Source organism: Paraburkholderia fungorum, assembly GCF_003610895.1.
Taxonomy (GTDB): domain Bacteria; phylum Pseudomonadota; class Gammaproteobacteria; order Burkholderiales; family Burkholderiaceae; genus Paraburkholderia; species Paraburkholderia fungorum_B.
Genome location: NZ_MCAS01000068.1, coordinates 48,582 through 70,311, shown reverse-complemented (window position 1 = coordinate 70,311; position 21,730 = coordinate 48,582). Strand labels below are relative to the sequence as shown.

Genomic DNA, 21,730 nt, shown 5'->3' with positions numbered 1-21,730 from the left:
ATGCGTCGGAGCGGGTCCGGCCAGGACGAGACAGTCACGCTTTCATCTCGACTGGCCGAAGTGTGATCCAGGGCGGACCCTCGCGCTAACCAGCTGGCCGCGGCGAAACGAGTCGCAGCCTTGACGCAGGAAGCCCTCGAAAGCGGCCTCATGTCGAAGCTACGGCATCGTTGCATATGGCGTTGCGTTAAACACGATCTCTATCGTGGAAGTGCTGCATCCAGTGCGGATACGGGACGATCGCCTGCGAAACCTTGTCGAGGCGATCGCGAATCTCCGGGGGTAATTGCAATTCACCAGCCTGCAGATTGGAGGCAAGCTGCGCGTCTGAACTGGCTCCGACGATAACGGTGTCGACCTCATCCCGACCAAGTAGCCATGCAAGCGCGATCTGAGCCGGCGTCGAACTCAGTTCCGCAGCGACCAGACGCAGTTCGTCAACGATCGGATCGGCCGTCCTGGGGTCGATAGGGGGGAAGTTCATGTTGGTGCGTCGCCCCTTTGCAATTGCACCTCCGTCACGGGTGTACTTGCCGCTGAGATACCCTCCAGACAGAGGACTCCATACCATCAGGGCCATGCGATGCCGGCGCGCTACTGGCGCAACTTCATGTTCGATATCGCGCGCCGCAAGCGAGTAATGTACCTGATTGCTGGTTACTCGCGCCCAATGCGCTTGCGCGGTGATGGCGTTCACCTGTTCGAGGTCAGACGCGCTGAAGTTGCACACGCCGATGTGACGGACCTTGCCTTGTGTCACCAGGTCGTCGAGCGCGCGCAGCGTCTCCTCAAGGGGCGTATGCGGATCGCGGTCGTGAAGCTGCATCAGATCGATGTGATCCCGACCGAGCCTCTTGAGGCTGGTTTCAACCGTGCGCATGATATGCGAGCGGCCCAGTCCAACTTCGTTGGGCCCTGGCCCGGTGCGCAGACGCACTTTCGTGGCGACCAGCATCCGTGTTTCGTCTAGTCCAAGATCCGTCAGAACCTGTCCCACGACCTGTTCGGATTGGCCCTGGGAGTAGGCATCGGCGGTATCGATCAAATTGACACCGTGCTCCACTGCGATGCTGACAAGCCGGGACGCCTGATCACGACTCAGGCCGGCGATCGAAGCCCAGATGCCGTCGCCCGAGCCAAATGTCATGGTGCCGAGAGTGAGGCGGGAAACCCGCAGGCCAGATCGGCCAAAAGTTACGTAATTCATTCGAGAACTCCTAGCAATGTCGCGGAGTTCGGACGATAAGTCTTTTGCTTTAAATCGCCTAGACCGTAAAATACGAAGACTTTATTCGTCTGAAGCGAGCAATCAGTGCGCCTTGATCAACTTGCTGCGATGCGCCTTTTCGTCCGCATCGTTGAGACCGGGTCGTTCGCTAAAGCCGCGCGGGCTCTGGATATGTCGTCCTCGAATGCGACGGAGCGGATAGCCGGCCTCGAAAAATCCATCGGCGTTCGCCTGCTCGCGCGTACAACCCGCGCTGTAGCGCCTACTCAGGCCGGAGCCCGTTATTTCGAAGTTTGCCGCCGCGTTATCAGCGAGCTCGACGAAGTGGAGGCATCGCTTTCGGAGTCGCGCGAGGCGCTTGCGGGACGAGTGAGAGTCAGCGCGAACGTTTCAGTGGCAAGGTCCATTCTGATTCCTCGTCTTCCTCAATGGTTCGAGTCGCATCCACGCATTCGGGTCGAATTGATCATGAGCGACTCCCGCAGCGATTTTGTCCGCGACGGTATCGATTTCGCTGTACGAATCGGAGGCCTTGAAGATCAGGATCTGGTATTTCGACCCCTCGGCAAGCCGAAGCGCGTGACTGTAGCGTCGCCCGAGTACCTTCGCCGGATGGGGCGACCCAGAAACCTGGAAGGTCTGTCGAAGCATCACCTGATAGATTTTCTGCTTCCAGAGCCGGGAGCGCGGCTGGAATGGGAGTTCGAGGAAACGGGCAGGCGGGCGGCGCGCTTTCCACAAACGGTGGCAGCCATCGGGGACGCTGACGCTCGCCTGCAACTCGCCATCGCGGGGATGGGGATAGTCCAGAGCCTGAGCTTTATAGCGGCACCCGCCTTGCGGGAAGGCAAACTGGAGAGGGTGCTGAAGAAGCTGGAAACGGCCGCGCCCGAGGTTGCAATCCTCTATCCGCGGGATCGGCATCTTCCCGCCAGAACGTTGGCCACCATGGACGCCTTCACCGGCTGGATCAGGGACGCAATTCAGGAGGCAATCTAGGGACAGCCCCGTCCGTCTCCCATGAACCATTCTCGTGGCGCGTAGCGCACGATCCTGTACGACCGAGTTTGACCGCAAAAGTGGACGGCGATAGCGGCAATTTTCGTGATTGAGTTTGCAAAACAACGTGTGCTCGTTTGATCTCTACTATCCCGCGAGTTAACATCACCGCGGAGTGGATGGCGGCCATCAGCTCGTTTCGGGCGGGGCGCCTTGCCTGGCATCGGGAGCGGTTGTGCACATGACGAACTTCGAATGGCAATACAAGTCTGTCCGGGAAATGGCGTCGGCGCTGGCGGCCAGGGAGATTTCGGCCTGCGAACTTGCGGAAGCTGCCATTGCCCGAATTGAAAGCCTTGACCCGAAGCTGAATGCGGTCTGTGTGCGCGACTTCGATCGGGCGCGTGACGCGGCGCGCGCCGCCGATCACGCATTGGCGACGGGCGAGCGGCGGCCCCTCCTTGGCATTCCGCTGCTCGTCAAGGAATCCTTCAACGTCGCGGGCCTGCCGACGACGTGGGGCTTTCCGCAGCACAAGAACTTCGTTCCAACGGAGGACGCGCTGCCGGTGGCGCGCGTGAAGGCCGCGGGCGCCGTGATCCTTGGCAAGACGAACGTTCCGTTCGGCCTTGGGGACTGGCAGAGCTACAACGACATCTACGGCACCACCAGCAATCCCTACGACTTGACCCGCTCGCCTGGCGGGTCATCGGGCGGGTCGGCCGCTGCGCTTGCCGCGGGCTACGTGCCGCTTGCGCTCGGCTCCGATCTCGGCGGATCGCTGCGGATGCCGGCGCATTTCTGCGGCGTCTATGCCCATAAGCCTACGCTCGGGGTCGTGCCGGCACGCGGACATGTCCCACCGCCTTACGCGCCCCTGCCCGATACGATCGATCTCGCGGTTGTCGGGCCGATGGCGCGCTGCGCCGCGGACCTTGCGCTCCTTTTCGATGTCATGGCCGGGCCGGACGAGATCGATACGGGGATCGCCTACAGGCTCGACATGCCGGCTCCGCGACATGATCGGCTGAGCGACTTTCGCGTGTTGGTCCTCGACAGGCATCCGCTCCTGCCGACCGACAGCGCCGTGCGGCTCGCGATCGGGACGCTTGCCGAACACCTTGAGGGAGCCGGCGTTCGGGTCGCGTATAAAAGCGAGCTGCTTCCTGATCTCGGAGATAGCGCGCTGCTCTACATGCGCATGCTGATGTCCCTTCTGGCCTTGAACTGGCCCGCGGACGTTTATGCCAATCTTCAGAAGCAGGCGGCGGCGATGCCCAGAGAGGCCTCCGGCCTGGACGCCGAGCGGGTTCGTGGAGCGGTGCTGAGCCACCGCGACTGGATCGTAGCGAACAACGCCCGTTGCCAACTGCGTGCGCAATGGCGTGAGTTTTTCAAAGCGTTCGACGCATTGATCTGTCCCGTCTCGCCCGTGACTGCGTTCTCACACGATCATTCGAATAGGGAAACACGGCAGATAGTGATTGACGGTGAGCCCCATCCCTACGGCAACCAACTCATATGGCCAGGCGTCGCCACGCTTCCGGGCCTGCCGGCGACGTCCATTCCTATCGGTATGTCAGCGGAGGGTCTTCCAATCGGCGTTCAGATTGTCGGACCGGCATTCGAAGATCGGACGCCGCTCAAGCTAGCCCAATTGATAGAGGCTGAATTCGGCGGCTTCGTTCCGCCGGCAGACTTTTGACCCGCAATTGGCGCCGCCTCGAAAATTACGCTAACTCCGAGATTGAGTAGTTAGGCTAACCATTTCAAGCGGGCAGGCACGATCGATTTGCCGGTTCAATGTCCGCCATGGGCTCCACGTTGCCCCACGGCGCGGCTTGTTCGACCAAAGACCGATGACGTGCTGCCGTCACCAAGTGCGCGCCGGGGTGGCGTCGCATGAATCCTGAAACTCGGTACGTCGCAGGTTTTGGGAATTCTGCGAACGGACGGCGACCATGTGGTGTCACCTGTGCGTTGCCCCTACCGGCCGTAATGGCGCGACTCCAGCCTTCCGCGGACGGGGCCGCGAAGGCTCACTTCGCTAGAGCGAGATCGAGCCGGTTCCGGCCATTCGAACGCCGCCCCTTACTCGACTGGCGGAATCGCGCCTTCTGACAAGGTTTTGATGAGCCTCATGCGACGTCGTTCGAGATCCGCGATTTGACGATCGATGGTTTCGAGGCGTCGCCGCTGGAGATCGGTGATCTGGTCGCATGAACGAGCGCCTTCGATCAGAAGCATGCAGTCCGGGAAGCCGAGAATGTCGTCAATGGTGAAACCGGTCGCGATCATACGCTGGATCTGCCTGACCTGCGTGACCGCCTTGTCGGGGAACATGCGGTATCCATTGCTCGCGCGCACCGAGGCGAGCAGACCGTGTTCGTCGTAGTGACGGATCGATCGCACGCTTGCGCCGGTGCGTTGCGAAACTTCGCCGATAGTCAGTAGTTCCTTCGGGGGCATCTTGTCCATGAAAAGCAGGCTAGCACAAATTGCTTGACCCTGACATTGGTGTGAGGGTTGAGACTGGGCCGCTGATTCACCTTGAGGACTTCTTGATGCCCACCCGAATGCTCAGTTATCTGCTGACCGCCGCAGTCTCGGCGGCAATGCTATGTGCGTCGATACCCGGCGCGGTCGCTGCTCCGACAAGCTATATGGTTACATCGAAGGATGGTGTAAAGCTTGCGGTTCAGGAAAGCGGCAACCCCAACGGCCCACCGGTCATTTTCATTCACGGCCTGCTTGGCAGTCGCCTGAACTGGGAAGCGCAAGTGCAAAGCCCCGAGTTACGCCAATACCGGATCATTATCTACGATCTGCGCGGCCACGGCCTGTCGGATAAACCATCCGGTGCCACGCCGTATCACGATGGACGCCGTTGGGCCGACGACCTCGAAGCGGTCATCGACGGCTCGCATGCGAAAAACCCCGTCGTGGTCGGTTGGTCGCTTGGTGGTGTGGTGATATCGAACTACCTCGCAACATATGGCGATAACAACATCGCCGGCGCCGTGTACGTCGATGGTGTCGTCGAACTCGCGCCGGGTCAGATAGTCGATCACCCCGAGGTCTATCGCGACATGAATTCGCCGGACCTGAAAACCCATCTCGATGGCGAGCGTGCCTTCATTGGGCTGTGTTTTAACCATCGTCCGGATGAAGTCACCTTCAGCCGATTGCTCGCCAACGCCGCGCTAGCGTCGTGGGACATGCAGAAGGAAATTCCGACGATGACGGTGTTTGCAGCCGAGGCGCTCAGCAAGACGCGCGTACCATTGCTGTTCATATACGGCAGCCGCGATGCTCTGGTCGACACGCCCACCACGCTGGCCCGCGCGACCGCGCTGAATCCACGCATTCTGAGCAAAGTGTACGCTGGTGCGGGCCACGCATCGTTTATCGAAGAACCCGATCGCTTCAATCACGATCTTGCCGAGTTCGTCAGATCGGTGTCGGGGAAATGAAGTGCTGTTCCACAGGGAGGTAACCATGGAACCCGAAGTCGAACGCACTGCGGCGGCGGATTTTTTTCCTGGTTTCGCCAGGCTCGACATCGAAACCGACGATGTTTCGTTTCAGGGCGTCATCGGCGGAGCGGGACCACCGGTTCTGCTGCTACACGGCTATCCGCAGACCCACGTCGCGTGGCGACTGATTGCGCCGATGCTCACCAAGTCGTACACCACCGTCGTGCCGGACCTGCCGGGATACGGTGGCAGCCGGACACGTAACGATCAGCCGCGATGGACCAAACGGCGCGTGGCTAGCGCACTCGTCGCGTTGATGGATCGGCTTGGGCACGAGCAGTTCGCCGTAGTCGGACATGATCGAGGCGCTCGCGCTGGATACCGGCTTGCTCTGGATCATCCTCAGCGTGTCACTGCCTATGCATCGCTGACCGTTGTGCCCACGCTCGATGCTTTCGCGCGTATCGACAAGACTTTTGCGCTGAATGCCTGGCACTGGTTTTTTCTGGCGCAACCCTCGGACCTTCCCGAGCGGATGCTGGCGGCCGATCCAGACGCCTACATTGATGCTGCGCTCGCGAAGATGGCGGGAGGAATCGAGCGGATCGATCCATTGGCGCTAGAAGCCTATCGAACCGCATTCCGAAACCCGGACGTGCGTCACGCGATTTGCGAAGACTATCGCGCCGCTACGTCAGAGGATCTGGAACAGGACGCGAGCGATTTTGCAGCGGGCCGAAAGCTCGCCTGTCCGATGCTGGTGCTATGGAGTGAAACAGAGCAAAAGGCGAGAAATGTTTCGCCCATCGATACGTGGTCGAGATGGGCTGAAAATGTGGCGGGTGGCGGACTGCCTGGTGGACATCTGCTGCCTGAGGATGCCCCGAACGAGGTGTTGGCTTACCTCGAAAATTTTTTGGCCGAACGGCTTTAGCGTGGTTGCTTGCTAACCGTTCTGGAATTGCACCTGACTGACGCCAGAGAGCGAACGACTGCTTTACCGCTCGGAAGCGGCGAAGGGACGGTCGGTTAGCGAACGGCGGAGAAGGCGGCGAACTGGATCTTTCATCATTAGGCAGAGTCCGGCCAAAACCGAACCGTCGACAACACCTCCTCGATCGCTGACAATTTGAACTGCCGAGTCGGCCACCGTTCGCTCAGTCGACCGACCCGTTACATTCAAGAATATGTTTTCGTGAGGTGTGGTAATGCGGCAGGATCTCGTTGATCTGATCCAACGGATGACGGCGCGTGAGAAGCTAGCCAACTCGGACAATTCAATCTCGTGGCAGGCGCATCGCGAAGCGGAACTGCTTGCCGACAAGACGTTAGTTGACGAACTCGATGCGTACCTGGATCAGAAGCCTGAAAGGGAACAGCGTTCAGCGGCTTACTTCATAATCGGTAAGATCGGAACGAACTGCCTCAGCGAGGAGTGTGCGTCACGCCTGATTGGATATTCATCCAGGGAGAGCGACAAGCATGCACTGGCAGGGATCCTTGAACTGCTAGCCGATATTCCGAAGCCAGAGAGCGTCGATGTAAGGCCGCTGTTTTCTCTTCTCAAGGATAAACGATGGCGCGTGAGGTATTCCGCAATACTGTCTCTTAAGCTTTGCCAGAATGCCGAGGCTGAAGATAGGTTGCTGGAGATTCTCGCGACCACCTCGGATCCCTATGACGCAACATACTGCCACGCCACTCTTTACCAAATTGGTACGCGCAAAGCTCTGCCCGCTCTTGCGCAAAACCTAAAGTCTCGAAAGCGCGACGTGAAGGCGTCAGCTCAAGCGGCTATACAGGCTATTGAGGCACGTGAGGCCAGCCAGTCGTAGGGGACGACGATGAGTCTTTATCCACCCAACGCATTGCTTTCTATACGGGTGGATTCAACGTCCGCTTTGGGACAATGCGCCTGACCCTTACGGGTCGACTCCAGTTTTCCGCGGACGGGACCGCGAAGGCCCACTTCGTTAGATCGACATCGGACCGGTTCCGGCCATGAGCGGCCGTTGGAGGTGGCGGCCCGGATTGTTGACAATAAGTGCGCTCTTTGCGTGGATCATCACAATGCCACTGCCTTCCGTCTGCGCTCAAGTTCTCCCGGTTCGTGCCGTTGATAACAGACTTGCGGCTTCGGATCATCGGGCCGTGTTGAACCTATGACGAGGAGAATGTCGTGCTGTGGCCGCATACTGTATTGGATGGGATGATTGTGCTGGGCGCTGGCGTTATGTTTGCCCTCGGGGTGTTCTTCTGCGCTTCCTTTCTATATTTTGTCGGCAGACATCGTGTCGGGGCGCTGGATTATGCTGTCAAGACCGTTGCTATCGGCCTGCTCACGGTTCCGGTAGCCATTCTCATCACCGTCACCCTCATCATTTACGCATTGTTTCGGATCGCGCGCGGTATTCATTCCGCATGGCGATCGATCATGAAATCGCGGCAGGTCGACGAGTTGGACGGCGGTGAGCCCGCGGACACCTCCGAAGTCACTGTTCACCTCGTGCACGGCACGTTTGAGCCCAACGCGGCATGGACGCTTCCCGGTTCCAATATGCGGAAGGCGATCGAGGAGATCAGGCAGAAGGTGAAGCTTGCGCGATTTTCATGGAGTGGAGCAAATACCCCGAAGGCACGCAGTGAAGCTGCTCGGGCGTTGGCCGAAAAGCTATGTGCTTCGCCTGGCCGCAAGCACTACATCGTGGCGCATAGTCACGGGGGCAATATCGTCCGAGAAATGTCGCACTTATATCCCGACACCGCATCCAAAGTTCACGGCGTCTGTCTACTTTCCCCGCCGTTCATATACCGACGGAAGATTACGCGCACAGCGGGAGGCTTGATTTTATTGAACAGCATTGGCTTTGTCCTCGCCATCCAGATTCCCGTCGCGGCGGTTCTGGTGCCACTCGGCCTGTACTGGCCCTACGGAGTTCTTGCGGCGGCAATTCCCACCTTGTTCGTTGACCTTGGGCTGTCGGCCTATTGCCGCCGCTCGAACGCAAACGAAATGAACCCCGCACACGAGTCCGTGAACTTTCGAGATGTTCAGATCTACCACGCGATCGGAGATGAAGCTGACTCTGGGTTGCGGTTCGCGAGTTTTCTGCATGAGGTCTGTTTTGGCGTGCTGTCGCAGCTGAAGGCCACCGCGCATGCCGCAAAGGGTAAATTTCACTGGCCGTATGCAATGAGCTACCTGTTCTTCATCTGCGCCATCGCTTATGTGATCCGGGGTCCGGCGGGGCCGTGGATGGCTGTCGATCTGGTTGGTCTGGTATCGATTGCCGCAGCCCATCTGCTGCAGACGGTCCGGCCGCCAAACGATGAACCGATGGTGCTGGTGGCCGCGGCCGTACCGATTGCCGCCTTCTCATTCTGGCTGGCCGTTGCGAAAGCGATGGCCTATGGGGACTGGCGCCTGATCTTCTGTCCTGACATTTTCGTTTCGTCGTCGGAGACGCCGGAGGGCGACCACTCGATGTTGAAGTTTGCGCCGCAAAGTGATGGCACTATGGTTCATTCGACACACTCGCATCCTCAGGCGGTACTCAATGTCGCTCAATGGCTGGAAAGCCTAATCGACCGACACTGAGCGCACGTTGGTAGCGTTGCGCTACGAAGAGATCACGGGTGCGCTGAATTGTGAGTTCCGAGACGTCACTCCTTCTATTTCAGACGTCTTGAATTGCATGGCACAGCTCGGATTACTGCCGTCCGTGCGTGTTACCTTCGCCAGCGACGTGTAAATCCAGCGACCGCTATCGGGCCAGGGGAAGGTCCGTTGTGGGTCGGGAAGGGCCGACTGCGGCAGCGAAGGATCGGCCGGTCCATGCCGTTTACATGGGGCAGTGACCGGCCATGAAGAGACGTTCGACCGCAGTAGCAAGATCGTCTACGATCGAGAGTGTTAAATAAAAGCCTACCCGTGTGCTGATAAAACGAAATCATGGTGACCAAAGAAGAAATCGGCTTGGAGCAAGCTCGTGGAATTGCGAGGGAGCAAGCGTTGCTTCACTTGGGAGACGCAGTTGACAACGAATGTCTCGATGCTCTGCATACGCACTATTTGGAGGCGAAACACTGCTGGTTCTTCTTTACCAACCCGGCAATCGCCCTAGACGACAACGCTCATTTAGGCATCAAATGGGCCTATGCGGTTAGCAAGCACGGGACGTTCAGTTTGATCCAAGACTTCTCCGGCGATCCAGAACAGTTAAGAGCTTATTTGCTGACGATGTCGGATTATTTTGCACGCAAGAGCCTTTAATTTCGAAGGTCAGCCGTGTCTCTGGTGGTCTCTAGAATGTTGGTGTGCCGGGTAGCTTAAGCTCCTCACACGAGTGACCGCTACCGGGAACAGCGAAAGTCGGTTCCGGGTCGACTCCAGCCTTCCGCCGACGGAATCACGAAGACCCACTTCGCTAGATCATCATCAGGCCGGTTCCGGCCAAAACCGGCCATTGGACTGCCCCCAGATTGACGACAATCTAACAGTCTAAACTTTGTGACAATTAGCGCTGCTCGAATCGGAGCGCTCGCGATCAAGTAAGGAGACGAAATGGGTAAGCCGTCGAGAACAGCACTAATTTCCGCATCCCGCATGTGGGATTGGCCGACAGTCGCTGCACTATTGGCTGCGGCCCCTGAACTTGTCGCGGCAAACGACCCGCAGGGGCACACCGCTCTGCATCGGGCATGCGCAGTCAAGCCTGGTAGTAGTCCACAACTGGTCGAGCCGAACGGCATCAAGACCATCACGACTTTGCTCGAAGCGGGTGCGGACCTCGAACAGGCCGTGCCAATGGATGAGGACGAAGGGGATTTTCGGGCCACGCCGCTATGGTATGCGGTCGCCCGTGGAGAAAATTTTCCTTTGATCGAGTTTCTTTTGCGGCGTGGCGCCAACGCCAGCTATTCGCTTTGGGCAGCAGTATGGCGCGACGACGTGGGCGTATGTCGCGCACTGCTGAAGTCCAAGCCTGAACTGAATCTCAGGGCGCATGGCGAGACACCCATTTTCTATGCGGCGAGGCTCCAGCGGCTCGCCACGTTAGCCCTCTTGATCGACGCCGGAGCGGACCCGTCGATTCCAGACTCGGTAGGTCGCGACACCGTAGCAATCGCTCGGGAACGCAAACTGCCCGAAGAAATTATCGAACGATTGGTGTCGCTGCAGCAGCGCAAGTTACGTCGCCGTACCTAAAACGTATGCTCGTGTTCCTCCAGCACCATTCTGGCGATGGGTTGTTTCGGGGACTTGCCGCGGTCCGTTCAGGGGCGTGTACTGCCGATCGTCGTCAGGCAGTGACTGGTCGCTTTCCGTCGTTCGATAACATCTCCAATGCCGGCGAATACCGAGGGGGTCTGGTTGAACCGGCACATGTTCGCGCACGGCGCCGCTGCTGGCCAGAGCGGCGGGCACGCTAAACAACGGCGATACAGAGGACCCCCCGGCGTGTTCTCACCCATACGCTAGACAACTCCCTGAATGCCTGGGCCATTAGGACTTCCTAATCCTGTGCAGGCGTCCCACCCAGGTGCTGCGTAGTACGTACCGTTATTCCCGGAAATGATGTCCTTCAGGCTGCCGGCACTCGCGTAAAGCCGCGGGTTTATGTAGCCCGCCGAAGAACCGTTGTTCGCGTTGACTCGCGCGATCAGGGCGGCCCATAACGGTGCGACCGCGCTGGTCCCCCCGGCTACCTGGTCCTGTCCGTCAACCCGGGTGGCGTATCCCGTATCGGGATCCGCGTCTCCAGAAACATCGGGAATCCCGCGCATAGTTAATGGGCTTGAAGCGCCGCCCGTCTCCGTAACCTGCAGTCCGGATTGCCAGGAAGGGATTGGAAAGAAACTGCTGACGCCGCCGCCAGTAGCACCGTCGTTGCTAGCAAGGTTGTTCCACACCGTCTCGCTCTCTATCTGGCCGCCGGAGACAGCGATGCTCGTGCCCCCACACGCGAGCGCGTATGGGCTGGACGCTGGAAAATCAGCATGATCTGCGTCGTCACTCTGGCCGTCCGTTGAACCGTTGTCCCCAGTAGCAACGCACACTGTGATGCCCATTGTCGCGGCGGCCTGGAATGCCTGATCAAATGCCGTCATGGATTGACTGGTCCAGGTCGACTCAGCGCCACCCCAACTGATTGAAATCACCGACGGGTTGTTTGTCGTGTCGTGGATCGCGGTTGTCACAGCATTGAGAAACGCATCGTCGGAGTTCTGCGCAAAATAAAGCACTATGTTGGCTTGCGGTGCTATTGCGCCAGCGACGTCGATGTCGAGATTGACCTCGCCGTCGTTGTTGTCGCTTGGGTTCCCCGTAGGCGTATTCTCACCCATTGCCACGGACACGTTCGGAGTCGCAATGCCTAGCTCGCCAAAGTAAGTGCCGAGATCCGCGGTTGCGTATCCGCCCCCAAGTTCGATCAGTGCTATGCACTGGCCAAGGCCAGTTCCTGCCGGGAAACCATACATCGTGGCCACCTGGTTGGGCGTAAAGTCCTGCGGTTCATCTGCAGGCGCCGCGTGGCCTGCTGCTGCGGGCGACGTATTACGCCTGCGGATGTGCGGCTGGGCTTGCGGCCGGTTATCGAGGCCTAGTACGGCAACAACCGAATCTTCCAGCTCGGCGGGCAGATGAACCGCCCCCTCGCGCCCTCTATATTTTCCCCCTGCATATTCGTATGTTTGCAGGTCTACGCCAAAGGCATCATTGAATTGCGCGACCGTCCCAGAGAGTCTTATTCTTTTACTCCCATGGTGTTCATCGACAACTCCTAGACCGTGTGTGGCCGCAAAATTCTTAACGGCGGCGACAGCGTCGGCACGCGCGCCGAACTGGGTCGCGAAGTTTGCCCGGCTGAGGTGGCTACGTGGAGTAAGTCCAGCTTTGTCCGCGGTCTCCTTCAGCTTGTCATCCGCTATACCCTTCACGATAACGGTGACTATGAGTCGCTCTGTGGGATCTGCCTTACCTACGGATCGCGCTCCGCGAAAAGCCTTTCTTTCGCTTCCTTTCAATGAGATTCCTGTCATGGCGGTACCCCTAATGGTCGATAGTTCCACCCTACGGAGGTTCGATAGGCCGGCCTAAGCCTATTGGCTTTCGGCAGCAACGCATAACGAACCGGATTTGAAAGCGGTCGTACAGTCCTCCATTCCACCGTTCTCTGTTGCGAGTGCGAGCTTCGCATCTCGATTCGCATTTGATGAGTGCGCATGCGCGGTACGGTGTTTCCCCGAGGGATTGTCGGTAAGCACGCAAACCGTCGAAGAGGTCAGGAATCTGAACCATTTGAACGGGATCGTGAGCGTTAGTTACCCAGACGCTGTTATCGACTGCCGCGGTGGTTATTAAAAAATAGTACTGCGTATGAAATACAGGAAGTCACTCTGGAGTAAATCAAATGCTTAATTATCGATCGTGCCGCATCAAGGAGGCAGATCATCCGATCTGCGGGACCCTATATTTCGACTTTGCGGAAGCTTTGGTATCTCGCCGGATTTTTCTCTTATCAACTGGAGATCGTCGTAGTCGAAGGAAGTATAGTGCGGGCGCGTCTAACTACAAGACAATAAGAGGCGCAATAGCGCGCGTTCTTTCACCCTCGTTTTCGCGAGAGTGGTACGACAATGTGTATGTATTTTCCGCCACGTGTCTTGGGAAATGATTGGAGGCCCAGATCGTCGAGCACCACCTTGACCGGCATCGACTCCTCTCGCATCGCGTTCCGAGGCAATGCGGGATCTGGACGCATGGCTTGATCAGTACAGCAATGAGCGCAAACATCAGGGGCGATGGTGCTATGGCAAGACGCCTGGGCGTACCTTCCTCGATTCACTCGAAGTCGCCAGAGAGAAACCGATCCCTTACTGATTAACGTCTTTGGCTTCGCTTCCCCGACTACCTGTCAGGTCCGATCCGGGCTAATACAGGTAAAGAAACCGACAATGGAGTTTGCGCCAAATGTGGCCGGGTGATCGGCAGTCAGTTAGCGCGCCAGCTGCTGGAATTAAATCCTCACCGGCGCAACTGAACTCCTTGCCAGAATGATGGCAAACAGCCGCCATTCATCTGGAAAACTCGTCCTTAAGCGCCCCATATATCCTGCGGTACCGCGCGAGCCGATCCTCCATCAAAGCCCGCTGCCCCGCATCCGGCTCGCATACCTCAATCGTTGCCGGAGCCGCACACACCTCCGTAACGTTCTCCCCCGTCACAGCCAACCGTGCCAGCCGTGCAGCGCCCAAAGCCGCGCCGACGTCCCCACCATCATGACGGCGCATTGCAACCCCCGTCGCGGTTGCACAAAGCTTCGCCCAGAACCGGCTACGCGAGCCACCGCCAATGAAAGAAGCCGTGTCCAGCGTCGTGCCGGCATCCTGTAGCGCCGCGTAACCGTCGGCCATCGCGAAAGCCACACCTTCCATCACACTGTACGCAAGCTCCGCCTCACCGTGAGCGCCGGTTAGCCCCCAGAACACCCCCTTGGCATTCGCGTCATTGTGTGGCGTACGCTCACCGCTCAGATACGGCAGAAACAGTGGCGCGTCCTGCGCATCGGCATTCTCAGCCAGACGCGCGAGCTCGCCGACATCCGTCTTGAGCACCTCGGACAACCACGCGAGACTCGACGCCGCCGACAGAATGACGCTCATCTGATGCCACCGATCCGGCAAGCAATGGCAGAAAGCGTGCACCGCCTGTGCGGGATTCGGCGCAAACCGGTCCGTCCCGGCAAACAGCACGCCCGACGTACCCAATGACAGGAACGCGCTACCGGCCTCGGCAACGCCCATGCCGATCGCACTAGCCGCGTTGTCTCCCGCGCCGCCACACAGCAGCACCGGACCTGCAATGCCCCATTCGCGCCGTAAAGTATCGTTCAACTGTGCCGCCGCCTCGCTGCCTTCCACCAGCCTCGGCATGTGCTCACGCGAGAGGCCGGTCGCGGAGAGCATCCTGTCCGACCAGTCGCGTTTCGCGACGTCGAGCCACAGCGTGCCCGACGCATCGGACATGTCGGAGACGAACTCGCCAGTGAGCCGCCACGCCACGTAGTCCTTCGGCAACAGGACCTTGTGCGCGGCGCGGAACACGGCCGGTTCGTATTTGGACAGCCAGAGCAGTTTCGGCGCGGTGAATCCCGGCATCGCGAGGTTGCCGGTAATCGAGCGCGACTCTGGAACCAGCGCTTCAAGCTCGACACATTCGGCAAACGCCCGGGTGTCGTTCCACAGGATCGCGGGGCGTAACACCTGACCGGTGCGGTCAAGCAGGGTCGCGCCATGCATCTGCCCGGATAGGCCAATACCGCGTAGCGCCGAAAAACCGGCGGGATTGGACGTCCGCACCTGCGCGATGGCATCCAGTGTGGCGTGCCACCACGCCTGTGGGCTCTGTTCGGACCAGTGCGGGTGAATTTTCTCGACTTCAAGCCGTGCACTGCCGGTGGCGAGTGTGTGCGATTCGTCGTCTGTGAGTAGCGCTTTTACCTCGGAGGTCCCAAGGTCGATTCCAAGGAAGGTCAAGAGTGTCGTCCTGGTTCTTGCGGCCGGCTGGTCTTGCCGAAGCAAAACATCAAGCCGCGATCATGTGTTCGTTAAGCTGATGCAGCGCGCGAAACTTCGACGGCGGCATCGCCTTCGTTGAAAGGAATTGACGATTGAAGTTCGACAGATTGTTAAAACCGATGCGGTAGCAGATCTCCGTCACGCTAAGCGTCGAACACATCAGCAGTTCACACGCTTCGTTGATCCTCAGCCTGTTCTGGTACTGCACAAACGTGCACCCGGTGTGCCGTCGGAAAAAGCGTGTGAACGTGCTCACGCTCATGCCGGCAAGCTCGGCGACATCCGCTTCGCGCAACGTGCCCGGGAGGTTCTGCTGAATGTACGAGAGCACCTGATTGATCGTGGACTGCATGTAGCGATGCGCGTTGACGTCGTATGCGGGTCCCGCCAGCAGGGTGCGCTCCGTGCACGACGACAACCTGTCGAAGATCGCCATCAACAGTTCGACGCGGCGGCAACCGTGTGAAACAGCAAGCTCCAGCATCATGGGCGCAATGGCCAGACCCACCGCGTCCGGAAACTGGATGCCGCGCCCCGCATCGTCGACGAGGCCGACAATCGAATGCAACTCGGTAAACGCGGCCGCCATGCGTTCGACCGCGTCACGCGAAAACTGCAGAACCACGTCGCGTGACGGCACGGTGTCGCGTTCGCCGACTTCGCTGATCCAGTTGTGCGGCAAATTCGGTCCGGTGATCACCAGGTTGCCTGGCGCGAAGTCGCCGATGAAATCGCCGACAAAGAACTTGCCGGTCGACGCCCGGATGACGTGAATCTCGTACTCCGGATGAAAGTGCCACTTCGCTACCGTATGCGGATAGTCGTGCACCCAGGCACGGAACGACTCGTCCCGTCGCGTGTGCACTAACTCCAGATCTGGATTCATACCGATTCTCCTTCCCGGCCGTCTCGCCGCCGCGTCTTCTTGTGTTAATGCAAAGCCGCTCCCTGTACATCCGTGTCCTGATGCGGCGGACTGGCGAGCGCTGCCCGGGTCCTTTGAGGAACGGGCAATGACACGTTTTGCTCGGTCTGGGCATCGAAAACGTGCAGATCGGCGACCTTGAACTGAAACGTTACCACGCTATCCAGTTCGGGCAGATTGTTCGCCGGCACCAGCGCGGCCAGGCGTTCACCGGCGAATTCGAACGTGACGAGCGCCTCCGCGCCCAGCAGTTCGATCAGCTCCACCTTGCCGCGAAGCCTTAGCGAGCCGACTTCGTCGTCGGCGGAGGCCACCTTCAGATAGTTCGGCCGGATCGCCAGCTTCACCGCCTGGCCGGCCTGCAGCGCTGCGAAACGCGGCCCGGCAAGCGCCCAGCGCTGGTCCTGCACCTGGACGAAACACGCTTCACCTGCTCGCTCGACCGTCGCGGACAGGAAATTCATGGCAGGTGTGCCGATGAACCCCGCGGCGAACAGCGTATGCGGGAAATGGTAGAGATCAGATGGCGTGCCGGCCTGTTCAATCCGTCCGCCTCGCATCAGGATCACGCGATCGGCGAGCGTCATGGCCTCGAGCTGGTCATGCGTCACGTACACGGTCGTGGTCTTCAGGCGCAGATGTAGCCGCTTGATATCGCCTCGTAACTGGGCCCGCAGTTTCGCATCGAGGTTGGATAGCGGTTCGTCGAAGAGAAACACTTCAGGTGTCTTGATCATTGCGCGGGCGATCGCCGCGCGCTGCTGCTGTCCGCCGGACATGGCGCGCGGTTTGCGATCGAGCAGCGCGTCGAGGTTCAGCATCGCAGCGACTTCCCGCACGCGGCGATCGATCTCCGCAGCCGGTACCTTCAATCGACGCAAGCCGAACGCGACATTGTCATACACCGTCATGTGCGGATACAGGGCGTAGTTCTGGAACACCATCGCGACGTTGCGCTCGCGTGCCGGCAAGTCGTTCACGATGGTGTCACCGATCGCAAGGTCCCCGCCGCTAATACCTTCGAGACCCGCGATCATGCGAAGCATGGTGGACTTGCCACATCCGGATGGTCCGAGCAACACCACGAACTCGCCGTTGGTGATTTCCATATCGAGCGGGTGCAGCACGGGCGGGCCGCCGTCGTAACGTTTCGTGAGACCTCTGCAGACGATTTTGGCCATGGCTCAGTCCATCTCGATCTGGATTTTGACATCGTTCGGGCGTCCGGCTGCGGCCTCTTCGAACGCTTTGAGGCCGTCGGCGAATGCGAACTTGCGCGAGATGAACGGCTTTACGTCGATCATGCCTGAGCTGATCAGCGCCAGTGCGCGCGGGAACACATTCGCGTAGCGGAACACCGACTCGAGGCGCGCTTCCTTCGCCTGCATGGCGACGACGTCGAGCGGCACGCGGTCGACCGGCATGCCGACGAGGACCGCGCAGCCGCCCGGGCAGAGCAGATCGAACAGGTCGTCGTAGACCTTCGCGCTGCCGCTCGCTTCGAATACGACGTCGGCGCCCCAGCCCGTGGTGACTTCACGAACGACGTCCGTGAGCCGTTGCTCGCGCACATCCACGGTTGTCACTGCCGGATTGCCGGCAAAGAGCGCCAGCTTTTCCTTGACCATGTCGGCCAGAATGACGCGCGACGCGCCGCCCGCCAGCGCGGCCAGGGCGGTCATCGCGCCGATCGTACCAGCGCCGATCACGACCGCTACATCTCCCGGTTTCATCGCGGCCTTCTTGGCGGCCTGCAGTCCGATGGATAGCGGCTCGACGATCGCGCCCTCCGCGAAGGACACATTGTCAGGAAGCCGGAAGGTGAACGCCGCCGGATGCACGACATACGGCGTCAGGCAACCGTGAATGGGCGGTGTTGCCCAGAAACGCACCGCGGGATCCAGGTTGTACAGGCCGCGCATGGTTGCCGGTGAGTCGAATTGTGGAATGCCGGGCTCCATGCAAACGCGGTCGCCCACATGCAGGTGCGTGACTTCGCTGCCCGTTTCGACCACCGTGCCAGACGCTTCGTGACCCAGCACCATCGGTGCATCGACCTTGAACGGCCCAATGCGTCCGTGCGTGTAGTAATGGATGTCGCTACCGCAAACGCCAACCGTGTGAATCTTGATCTTGACGTCGCGAGGACCGACTTCTAGCGGCAGGTCGATATCGCGCAGCGCGAGCTGGCGCGCTTCTTCGAGTACGAGGGCTTTCAAAACGATCTCCTTACTTGCCTTTGAGCATTGAATTCAACAGCCGGCTCAGAACGCCGACGAAAATGATCGGAGGAAGCGCGAGCAGGACGGTGGACGCATTGATCACGCCCCACGGCACCTCCTGCCCGAGCGAAGTGAATGCGGAGGCAACAACGGGCAGCGTCGCGCTTCTCGACGACGTCAAGGCGAGTGCAATCATCAGTTCATTCCAGACCAGCACGAAGCTGAACACGATGCCGCCCATCAGCGTGGTGGCGCTGATCGGCAAGGCAATCCGCCAGAACACGCCGTACGGGCCGTAACCATCCAGCGTGGCGGCTTCTTCGACTTCGCGCGGCAGACGCTGGAATACCGGAATGGACAACCAGGTAATGGTCGACAACGTGACCAGCAGATAAGTCACCACCATCGAGAGCTTCGTGTCGTACAAGCCAAGATCGACCCATATCGCAATCAGGGGGATGGCAACCGCGACCGGCGGCAGGAACCGCAGCGACAATAGAAAGAACTGGATGTCGCGCTTGCCAGGCACGTGATAGCGCGCGATCACATAAGCCGCGGGTACACCAAGCAACGCGCCCAGCAAGACGGCACAACCGACGATAGAAAGGCTGTTGGCGAGTCCAATGAGAACCTCGGGGCTCGACACGACCTGCCGGTAGTTGTCGAGGGTCGGCGTAAAAATGAAGCGCGGCGTTGGCGTAACGATATCGAGCAGGTTTTTCAGCGAATTGAGAAACGCCCAGAAGATCGGAAACACAGCCAGGATGGCGAGCGCCGCGCCGAACGACCATGCGGCGCTACGCGAAATCAATCTTCCCATTTGTTCACCCGCTTCCAGATGAAAGTGAAAATCAGCGTGGTCGCAACCATCATCAGTACTGCCATACTCGACGCATAGGAAACCTTGCCGGACAACCCGATACCTTGCGAATAGGCGTACATGTCGAGGGTTTCAGTCGTGATTCCAGGGCCGCCTTTGGTCATGACATAGACCAGATCGAACGAGCGCAGCGATTCGACCATCTTGATGAACACGAGACTCATGATCGGCACCTTGAGCATGGGCAGCGCGATATACGCGTAGACCTGCCAGGTGCGTGCATAGTCGAGCCGGGCGGCTTCGAGCGGTTCGGGCGGCAACGTTTCAAGCAGTTTCAATACGACGACCGCAAAGAACAGCCCCCACTGCCAGATGTCGACGAGCGCCACCGCATACAGCGCCAGGTGCGGATCGGATAGAAACGCCGTGTTGTCGATTCCCAGCAGCCCGAGAAACCAGCTCAGAATGCCGGTGAGCGGCGAATACATGAACTTCCAGATGAAGGCCGCCGACACGCGCGGTAGAAGCACGGGCACGATCAGCAGGAGCGAAATGACACTACGCATCCGGCCATGAATCTGCTCGAACAGATAGATCGCGATCAGAACGCCGACCACGACTGCGCCGACCACCGTGACAAATTCCCAGATGGCCGACACCTCGATGGAATTGAGGAACCGTCTATCCGAGAACAGCCGGGAAAAATTGCGCAGCCAGACGTACTCGCTGTCCGGGTAGCGCAGCACGCGATTCTTCAACGCGAGGTTGATTGCCGCGATGGTAGGCACGAGACCCAGGAGCGCCATCATGGCAAGAGGCGGCCCTAGAAATACGAACGGAAGGCTGGTTTTGCCCCGATTGAACATTGATTTCTCCAACAGCGTGGCGTTCGTGAAGCGGGTGTTCCCGTGAGACCACGACCGGATCTGCATTGCCCCCTGGCGCGCATGTCGCGCGGCAAGGGGCGCCCACGCTACTTCTTGCCGCCGTGTTCCATCGCATCCTGAGCGTATTGAACGGCGTCGTTCAAGGTCGCCTGAACGTCCGGCTGCGTACCCGTGAACACTTCCTCCAGCGCGATACCGAGGTTGTCGCCGATGTCCGGCCACTGCGGGCTCGACCAGATCGTCACCTTCGTAACCGGATTGGTGTCGTTCAGGCCGGCGAGAATCTGCGGCTTCACGTGCTTCTGGAAGTAATCGCTCTTGATCGTGCTCGAGCGGTTGTAGTCGCTAAAGACGTTGTCGCGCAGGCGGGCCTGTTCCTGATCTTTGCCGGTGGCCCAAGCAATGAACTTTCCTGCCGCCTGACGCGTGCATTCGTCCTTGGCGCCGACAGAGGAAATCGCGAGACCATGACCGTAGGCAGCCGAGGGCAACGGTGCCGGCGGCCTGACGTATCCCACCTTGTCGGCCACACTGGACTTGCTCGGATCCTCCATCCAGTCGGCGAACGGCGTCGATTCGATCATGAAGGCGACCTTGCCGGAACGGAACGCTTCGAGCGCATTGCTCCAGTCGTACGTCGCCGCGCCCGGCGGCGCGTATTTGAAGAGGTCCCGATACAGCAGCGTGGCCTTCACCGCGGCCGGCGAATTGAAATCCGGCGCCTGGTTCTTGTCGGTCCAGGTGCCGCCCTCGGCCAGCATGAACGGCGCCCAGCGCCACACGTTCATGCCCGAACCACGTTGCCCGCGTGCAACCCAGCCGTACATGTTGGGCGGGGCATTGAGCTTCTTGATGTCTGCAACGAGCTCATCGAGTGTTTTCGGCACCGGGAGATGCGCTTTCTCGAGAAGGTCGCGCCGGTAGAACAGGAAGTCGCCTCCGCCGATCAGCGGGGCGAAATAGGCGACACCCTTGTAGCTCGCCACGGCGCGGCGGCCCGGCAGGAAGTCGTCGTAGTCGGCGTCTTTCGGGTAGTACTTCAGCAGCGGAACGACCCAGCCCGCCGATGCAAACTCGGCGACGTTCGCCTCATCGACGTAATAGATCTGATAGGAACCTGCACCTGTCGACGCGTCGAGCCGTGATTTCGAACGACGGTCGTTTTCGCCAAAGTAGTTGATTTCAATTTTGGTGCCGCTGCGCTTTTCATAGTCGGGCAGCGACTTCTCCATGACCGTCAGGCCGAGGCTCTTCTGGGCCAGCACCTTGAGCACGGGAACGTTGCAGGTCTGTGCCGTCGCTAGCATCGGAAAACTTGCGCTCAGGAATGCGCAAGCTGTCAATAATTGAACTGGTTTCACGCTCGTCTCCGCTTTTGGAATGTTCTTTGGCATCGCCATACGGCGCTGCGATTGGGAGCACAGCAAGCGTACGGTGAGGAGAACTGTAGTGGGCGCGGCCAATGGCCAGCCACTGCAAAAGGCGGAAACGGCTGATACTTTTTGCTCGCGCTTTGGGTGCGGTGCACAAAATGTGTCAGTGGGCGGGCGGCCCCGTAAGATGGCGGTTTTGGTGGAAGCGCCGCGAAGTT

At 59.4% G+C, this 21,730-nt stretch carries 19 protein-coding genes and 1 pseudogene; 9 read left to right on the top strand and 11 right to left on the bottom strand.

Annotated elements, in window-relative coordinates; all coding sequences use genetic code 11:
- Window positions 1-187: 187 nt before the first annotated feature.
- A complete protein-coding gene (locus BCY88_RS37295; protein WP_120349084.1) occupies window positions 188-1,207 on the bottom strand; it encodes an aldo/keto reductase in 1,020 nt (339 codons plus the stop codon).
- A gap of 105 nt (window positions 1,208-1,312) precedes the next feature.
- On the opposite strand from BCY88_RS37295, the gene BCY88_RS37290 reads away from it, so the two are divergent.
- Entirely contained in the window at window positions 1,313-2,227 is a 915-nt protein-coding gene (locus BCY88_RS37290; protein ID WP_147408610.1) for a LysR family transcriptional regulator, read from the top strand.
- A 241-nt stretch (window positions 2,228-2,468) separates the two neighbouring features.
- Window positions 2,469-3,932, top strand: a complete 1,464-nt coding sequence (locus tag BCY88_RS37285; protein WP_120349082.1) for an amidase — start codon at window positions 2,469-2,471, stop codon at window positions 3,930-3,932.
- A gap of 386 nt (window positions 3,933-4,318) precedes the next feature.
- Here the strand turns inward: BCY88_RS37285 and BCY88_RS37280 are convergent, their stop codons facing one another.
- Window positions 4,319-4,705, bottom strand: a complete 387-nt coding sequence (locus BCY88_RS37280) for a MerR family transcriptional regulator (protein WP_120349081.1) — start codon at window positions 4,703-4,705, stop codon at window positions 4,319-4,321.
- Between the two features lie 86 nt (window positions 4,706-4,791).
- Between BCY88_RS37280 and BCY88_RS37275 the strand changes: the two genes are divergently transcribed.
- The 6 genes from BCY88_RS37275 (at window position 4,792) to BCY88_RS37250 (ending at window position 10,912) form a co-directional block, all read left to right on the top strand.
- On the top strand, window positions 4,792-5,700 hold the full coding sequence (locus tag BCY88_RS37275) for an alpha/beta fold hydrolase (RefSeq protein ID WP_120349080.1): 909 nt from the start codon (window positions 4,792-4,794) through the stop codon (window positions 5,698-5,700).
- A 25-nt stretch (window positions 5,701-5,725) separates the two neighbouring features.
- Window positions 5,726-6,637, top strand: a complete 912-nt coding sequence (locus tag BCY88_RS37270; RefSeq protein ID WP_120349079.1) for an alpha/beta hydrolase — start codon at window positions 5,726-5,728, stop codon at window positions 6,635-6,637.
- A gap of 274 nt (window positions 6,638-6,911) precedes the next feature.
- Window positions 6,912-7,538 (top strand): HEAT repeat domain-containing protein, encoded by a 627-nt coding sequence (locus BCY88_RS37265; RefSeq protein WP_120349078.1) that lies wholly within the window; start codon window positions 6,912-6,914, stop codon window positions 7,536-7,538.
- A gap of 344 nt (window positions 7,539-7,882) precedes the next feature.
- Window positions 7,883-9,301 carry an esterase/lipase family protein gene (locus tag BCY88_RS37260; protein ID WP_120349077.1) on the top strand — a complete coding sequence of 473 codons (1,419 nt, stop codon included), beginning with the start codon at window positions 7,883-7,885 and terminating at the stop codon, window positions 9,299-9,301.
- 354 nt (window positions 9,302-9,655) lie between these two features.
- Window positions 9,656-9,976 carry a hypothetical protein gene (locus BCY88_RS37255; RefSeq protein WP_120349076.1) on the top strand — a complete coding sequence of 107 codons (321 nt, stop codon included), beginning with the start codon at window positions 9,656-9,658 and terminating at the stop codon, window positions 9,974-9,976.
- Between the two features lie 291 nt (window positions 9,977-10,267).
- Window positions 10,268-10,912, top strand: coding sequence for an ankyrin repeat domain-containing protein (locus BCY88_RS37250; RefSeq protein WP_120349075.1), 645 nt, complete (start codon window positions 10,268-10,270; stop codon window positions 10,910-10,912).
- Between the two features lie 269 nt (window positions 10,913-11,181).
- Here the strand turns inward: BCY88_RS37250 and BCY88_RS37245 are convergent, their stop codons facing one another.
- On the bottom strand, window positions 11,182-12,747 hold the full coding sequence (locus BCY88_RS37245) for a S53 family peptidase (protein WP_120349074.1): 1,566 nt from the start codon (window positions 12,745-12,747) through the stop codon (window positions 11,182-11,184).
- Between the two features lie 566 nt (window positions 12,748-13,313).
- A complete protein-coding gene (ligD, locus tag BCY88_RS40845; protein WP_404935764.1) occupies window positions 13,314-13,421 on the bottom strand; it encodes a non-homologous end-joining DNA ligase LigD in 108 nt (35 codons plus the stop codon).
- Window positions 13,422-13,456: 35 nt separating this feature from the next.
- Between ligD and BCY88_RS40860 the strand changes: the two are divergent.
- Window positions 13,457-13,588: pseudogene (locus BCY88_RS40860) on the top strand (IS481 family transposase); the annotation flags it as partial.
- A 194-nt stretch (window positions 13,589-13,782) separates the two neighbouring features.
- Here BCY88_RS40860 and xylB read toward each other — a convergent pair.
- The 7 genes from xylB to BCY88_RS37205 form a co-directional block, all read right to left on the bottom strand.
- Window positions 13,783-15,243: a xylulokinase gene (gene xylB / locus BCY88_RS37235; RefSeq protein ID WP_120349073.1), complete on the bottom strand. Its 1,461-nt coding sequence runs from the start codon at window positions 15,241-15,243 to the stop codon at window positions 13,783-13,785.
- Window positions 15,244-15,292: 49 nt separating this feature from the next.
- Window positions 15,293-16,171, bottom strand: coding sequence for an AraC family transcriptional regulator (locus BCY88_RS37230; RefSeq protein ID WP_120349072.1), 879 nt, complete (start codon window positions 16,169-16,171; stop codon window positions 15,293-15,295).
- 44 nt (window positions 16,172-16,215) lie between these two features.
- Window positions 16,216-17,391, bottom strand: coding sequence for an ABC transporter ATP-binding protein (locus BCY88_RS37225; RefSeq protein WP_120349071.1), 1,176 nt, complete (start codon window positions 17,389-17,391; stop codon window positions 16,216-16,218).
- A gap of 3 nt (window positions 17,392-17,394) precedes the next feature.
- On the bottom strand, window positions 17,395-18,429 hold the full coding sequence (locus BCY88_RS37220; RefSeq protein WP_120349070.1) for an NAD(P)-dependent alcohol dehydrogenase: 1,035 nt from the start codon (window positions 18,427-18,429) through the stop codon (window positions 17,395-17,397).
- A 10-nt stretch (window positions 18,430-18,439) separates the two neighbouring features.
- A complete protein-coding gene (locus BCY88_RS37215) occupies window positions 18,440-19,252 on the bottom strand; it encodes a carbohydrate ABC transporter permease (RefSeq protein ID WP_120349069.1) in 813 nt (270 codons plus the stop codon).
- On the bottom strand, window positions 19,240-20,118 hold the full coding sequence (locus BCY88_RS37210; protein ID WP_120349068.1) for a carbohydrate ABC transporter permease: 879 nt from the start codon (window positions 20,116-20,118) through the stop codon (window positions 19,240-19,242). The genes BCY88_RS37215 and BCY88_RS37210 overlap by 13 nt, the downstream gene beginning before the upstream one ends.
- Window positions 20,119-20,225: 107 nt before the next feature.
- Window positions 20,226-21,446 carry an ABC transporter substrate-binding protein gene (locus BCY88_RS37205; RefSeq protein ID WP_259461641.1) on the bottom strand — a complete coding sequence of 407 codons (1,221 nt, stop codon included), beginning with the start codon at window positions 21,444-21,446 and terminating at the stop codon, window positions 20,226-20,228.
- Between the last annotated feature and the right edge of the window lie 284 nt (window positions 21,447-21,730).

Bases quoted from the DNA above. Each gene is read 5' to 3' on its own strand.
- BCY88_RS37295 (WP_120349084.1), bottom strand. From the start codon at position 1,207: ATGAATTACGTAACTTTTGGCCGATCTGGCCTGCGGGTTTCCCGCCTC.
- BCY88_RS37285 (WP_120349082.1), top strand. From the start codon at position 2,469: ATGACGAACTTCGAATGGCAATACAAGTCTGTCCGGGAAATGGCGTCG.
- BCY88_RS37280 (WP_120349081.1), bottom strand. From the start codon at position 4,705: ATGGACAAGATGCCCCCGAAGGAACTACTGACTATCGGCGAAGTTTCG.
- BCY88_RS37275 (WP_120349080.1), top strand. From the start codon at position 4,792: ATGCCCACCCGAATGCTCAGTTATCTGCTGACCGCCGCAGTCTCGGCG.
- BCY88_RS37270 (WP_120349079.1), top strand. From the start codon at position 5,726: ATGGAACCCGAAGTCGAACGCACTGCGGCGGCGGATTTTTTTCCTGGT.
- BCY88_RS37265 (WP_120349078.1), top strand. From the start codon at position 6,912: ATGCGGCAGGATCTCGTTGATCTGATCCAACGGATGACGGCGCGTGAG.
- BCY88_RS37255 (WP_120349076.1), top strand. From the start codon at position 9,656: ATGGTGACCAAAGAAGAAATCGGCTTGGAGCAAGCTCGTGGAATTGCG.
- BCY88_RS37250 (WP_120349075.1), top strand. From the start codon at position 10,268: ATGGGTAAGCCGTCGAGAACAGCACTAATTTCCGCATCCCGCATGTGG.
- BCY88_RS37245 (WP_120349074.1), bottom strand. From the start codon at position 12,747: ATGACAGGAATCTCATTGAAAGGAAGCGAAAGAAAGGCTTTTCGCGGA.
- ligD (WP_404935764.1), bottom strand. From the start codon at position 13,421: ATGCCGGTCAAGGTGGTGCTCGACGATCTGGGCCTCCAATCATTTCCC.
- BCY88_RS37230 (WP_120349072.1), bottom strand. From the start codon at position 16,171: ATGAATCCAGATCTGGAGTTAGTGCACACGCGACGGGACGAGTCGTTC.
- BCY88_RS37225 (WP_120349071.1), bottom strand. From the start codon at position 17,391: ATGGCCAAAATCGTCTGCAGAGGTCTCACGAAACGTTACGACGGCGGC.
- BCY88_RS37215 (WP_120349069.1), bottom strand. From the start codon at position 19,252: ATGGGAAGATTGATTTCGCGTAGCGCCGCATGGTCGTTCGGCGCGGCG.
- BCY88_RS37210 (WP_120349068.1), bottom strand. From the start codon at position 20,118: ATGTTCAATCGGGGCAAAACCAGCCTTCCGTTCGTATTTCTAGGGCCG.
- BCY88_RS37205 (WP_259461641.1), bottom strand. From the start codon at position 21,446: ATGCTAGCGACGGCACAGACCTGCAACGTTCCCGTGCTCAAGGTGCTG.